The 471-nt window shown below is 54.8% G+C and carries 1 rRNA gene; it reads left to right on the forward strand.

Annotated elements, in window-relative coordinates:
- Window positions 1–69 precede the first annotated feature (69 nt).
- Window positions 70–471 (forward strand): 23S ribosomal RNA (locus JMF97_RS30615); the annotation flags it as partial.

Consider the following 471-nt stretch of genomic DNA (forward strand, 5'->3'; position numbering starts at 1 on the left):
TGGTGTGGGGCTGTGGGTTGTGGGTTGGTTGTTTGTTGAGAATTGCACAGTGGACGCGAGCATCTTTGTGGTCAAGTTGTCAAGGGCGAACGGTGGATGACTTGGAACCAGGAGCCGATGAAGGACGAGGGAGGCAGCGATAGGCCTGGGGGAGCTGTCAACCGAGCTGTGATCCCAGGGTGTCCGAATGGGGTAACCCGGCATCAGTCATGTGATGTCACCTGAACCTGAACTCATAGGGTGTGTGGAGGGAACGCGGGGAAGTGAAACATCTCAGTACCCGTAGGAAGAGAAAACAAATAGGGATTCCGTGAGTAGTGGCGAGCGAAAGCGGATTGAGGCTAAACCGGTTGCGTGTGATACCTGTCAGGGGTTGCGTGGTCGGGGTTGTGGGACCCGGCGAAACGAGCTGACACTCGTTTGAGGAGTTATAAAGCAAGTTGTTAGCTGAATGGTCTGGAAAGGCTGACC

Source organism: Micromonospora fiedleri, from assembly GCF_016774385.1.
Taxonomy (GTDB): Bacteria; Actinomycetota; Actinomycetes; order Mycobacteriales; family Micromonosporaceae; genus Micromonospora; species Micromonospora gifhornensis.